This window comes from Zooshikella ganghwensis DSM 15267 (assembly GCF_000428585.1).
Lineage (GTDB): Bacteria > Pseudomonadota > Gammaproteobacteria > Pseudomonadales > Zooshikellaceae > Zooshikella > Zooshikella ganghwensis.
The window spans coordinates 1-3000 of sequence record NZ_AUAF01000288.1 but is presented as its reverse complement, the minus strand read 5'-3'; the positions used below and the strand labels follow the sequence as shown (position 1 = coordinate 3000).

3 protein-coding genes are annotated in these 3000 nt (G+C 33.8%); 2 read left to right on the top strand and 1 reads right to left on the bottom strand.

Annotated elements, in window-relative coordinates; translation table 11 throughout:
• On the bottom strand, positions 1–579 hold a 579-nt coding region (locus F607_RS32000), incomplete at its 3' end, for a hypothetical protein (protein WP_038292382.1).
• A gap of 1090 nt (positions 580–1669) precedes the next feature.
• Here F607_RS32000 and F607_RS0125950 point away from each other — a divergent pair.
• Both F607_RS0125950 and F607_RS31995 read left to right on the top strand, forming a co-directional pair.
• A complete protein-coding gene (locus F607_RS0125950) occupies positions 1670–1957 on the top strand; it encodes a hypothetical protein (RefSeq protein WP_027710336.1) in 288 nt (95 codons plus the stop codon).
• 461 nt (positions 1958–2418) lie between these two features.
• Positions 2419–3000: hypothetical protein (locus F607_RS31995; protein ID WP_038292379.1), on the top strand; the 582-nt coding region annotated here is incomplete at its 3' end.

Genomic DNA, 3000 nt, shown 5'->3' with positions numbered 1-3000 from the left:
AATATCCATTGTATCTTTGATGGCTTGTTCAACGACAGGAAGATCAGGCCAGTCAGGATGGCCGGCAATCCGTTGACCCTGACTGTCTAAAAGTAAAGAAGTAGGACCACCCGTTGGGATAGGGAATACGGGTTGTCCAATTCGATGGGCACCCGCCAGGTAAGAGCGGTTTGCGGGTGCCGAGCTACCAAATGCGCGCATTTTGGCGAAGTTCAGTAATGGAATTTGAGACCATGCAAAGGTTGTTGGTCGTGTCTGTCGGCTTAACCAGTCAGCGCTTAACAGTGCTGTATTGGATGGAACATCAATATTGGCCTCTGTCATGATACCGACGGTGACAATAATATTTTCTGGATTATCAATTCCTGCTTTTTTGAAATGATCAATGAGAATCTGATCAACTCGACCATTTAAATTGGGTAAACTTAATGTACTGGGAGCATGTTTAAAGCTCGAAATTGTTTGCGATGTTGCATGTGTTTTAATTTCTGATACAAAATTATTATTTGAACTGTTAGAAGCACTGCTAGTGTTTAACGTGACTACAGAGATTGATAACACTAATAACGTTAACTTCATATTTTAAATCTCAAATTTAATAGTACTAAAGTTTGTATAACTGTATGAAACCACAAAGTTGATATACTCTTTACAAATCATTTTTATGAGCACTATCCGTTGCGAGATTTGAATGGAAAAGAGAAATTGTACTAATGTTCTGTCAATGCATTAGTAAGCAATGTTACTTAATACCCCTCAACTTTTAAAAAAATATAGCTGTTAGCACTAGCCTTAAAAGGTCAGACTACCCGCACTATAAGTACGTCATACTGGGTATATATTTACGAAATTATGGGTTTACACCCAAAGCGAAGTGATTTTTTGGCTTGGTTGCCAAGAAACTGATACGTGTGAATATGATTACCATCGTTCGCATCAATCAACAACACTTACAGTAAGCCCAAAAAATTGATTGTGAAAATCATTACCAGTATACAGATGTATTATCCTACAAAGTAAAGCAAAAAAATTGATGTTAAATCAATAGTTGGAAATTAAAAAATAACCTTTATGTGATGTTGATCTTGTGTGATTGGATTTGGCTGAACCATGGTCTTATAGTTGTTTTTTTAATGTTCTTGAACGTTTTAGCTTTCTTGGAATAGTGAAATAAAGGTTTGCTTGATTTCTAAAGGATAATATTCATTGAGGAAGCTTAAGATTATTTAAATTTATAATTTTGTTGCTTGTAATGGTCGCTTTGGTGCAACAGGTTGTGGTGTGGGAGAGTTAAGAAATTAATTTGGTATGATAGAAAAAATATTATTGAGACGTATTTTTATTAAGCTTGCCATGAGTTTAATAATTAAAAAGACAAAGGTGCTACTTTTTTACGATTTGTTAACGTTACTTTACAATAAATTGTACTTGATGTATTGAATGTGATTAATTTTATTAAAATATTTTAAAAAAATATCGTTTTATATTTTGGTGTAAAAAATATTGATGTATATCATGCCATAATAAACAATATGTATAATTCACAGTTAACTTTTGCGGGATATTGTTGTATTGTTCGACGTGGAGTAAAGGATAATATTTGCTAATTATCTGTTGAGTGATTTTGTATCTGTTTGCATTTTTATTCAATGTTTTACAGGGAGGTATAATGAATAAACTAATTGTTTATGTGATTATATATTGTTGCTGTTTTGGCTCATCTTTTTCTTATGGTAAAGTCGAAAGTGAAATTGTTGTCTGTAGGGTAAGTGAAAATTTGAATGGAAGTAATAATATTCATATTCAGGGTCACTGTAAAAATAATTATGGGTTGAGTGGCAATTTATATAAAAGGTTCTCGTTTGATTGTTATGAAAAAATATCGGTAAAAATCGACTTTGATGACTTGGTTGAACTTGTAGGTAAAGAGTGTACTTTGCTGGTGGTTAACAACTAAAGGGTTAAGAATTACATATAATATAAATATAATTCACTATCTCCGATATTTATTTTCTAGTTTAAATGTTGGAGTAGTTTAACTTTAAAGCGAATGCCTTTCTTTTTAAGAGATTAAGAGGGGTGTTTGCTTTTATGTTTTTTGGTTTTAGGTGATTATTTTTTTTGATAAATATTTGCTTTTTTTATTGTTTGTTTTATGTATAATTGTATGTGGTTGAGTGATGTCAACTATTTCCTTTCATTCGCATTACCCTATATTTGACTGCCCATTTTTTGTTTTGATAGGGTAATGCTCTTTTTATGACAGCAGTATAGCTCACACATTCATATTAGATTAATAGTATTTAAATGCTGATTGTTATTTTCCGTATAGGCTTAATTAAAAAGCTTAAGTGTTTATTTAGTATGTGTTTTTTCTGAATGTTTGTGAAATATTTGTCTTTGTGTGTAAGAGAAACAATGAACTTAAAACCAATATTTTTAGCAGTATCACTTACATCATTAAGTGCTAACTTTTTTTATTGTAATAGTTTACAAGCGAATGTAACTAATAATTCAGCTACAACGTTTGACTCGGTATACCCAAAATATAAGTCAAGTCAGTCAATAGACTCTATACTTCCGGATATAGATAGTAAGATTAACCAGATTCTCATTGATCATTTCAACAAAGCAGGAATTGATAATCCAGAAAATATTATTGTCACCGTCGGCCTCATGACAGAAGCTAATATTGATGTTCCATCTAATACAGCACTGTTAAGCGCTGACTGGTTAAGCCGACAGACACGACCAACAACCTTTGCATGGTCTCAAACTCCATTACTGAACTTCGCCAAAATGCGCGCATTTGGTAGCTCGGCACCCGCAAACCGCTCTTACCTGGCGGGTGCCCATCGAATTGGACAGCCGGTATTCCCTATCCCAACGGGTGGTCCTACTTCTGTACTTTTAGACAGTCAGGGTCAACGGATTGCCGGCCATCCTGACTGGCCTGATCTTCCTGTCGTTGAACAAGCCATCAAAGATACAATGGATATT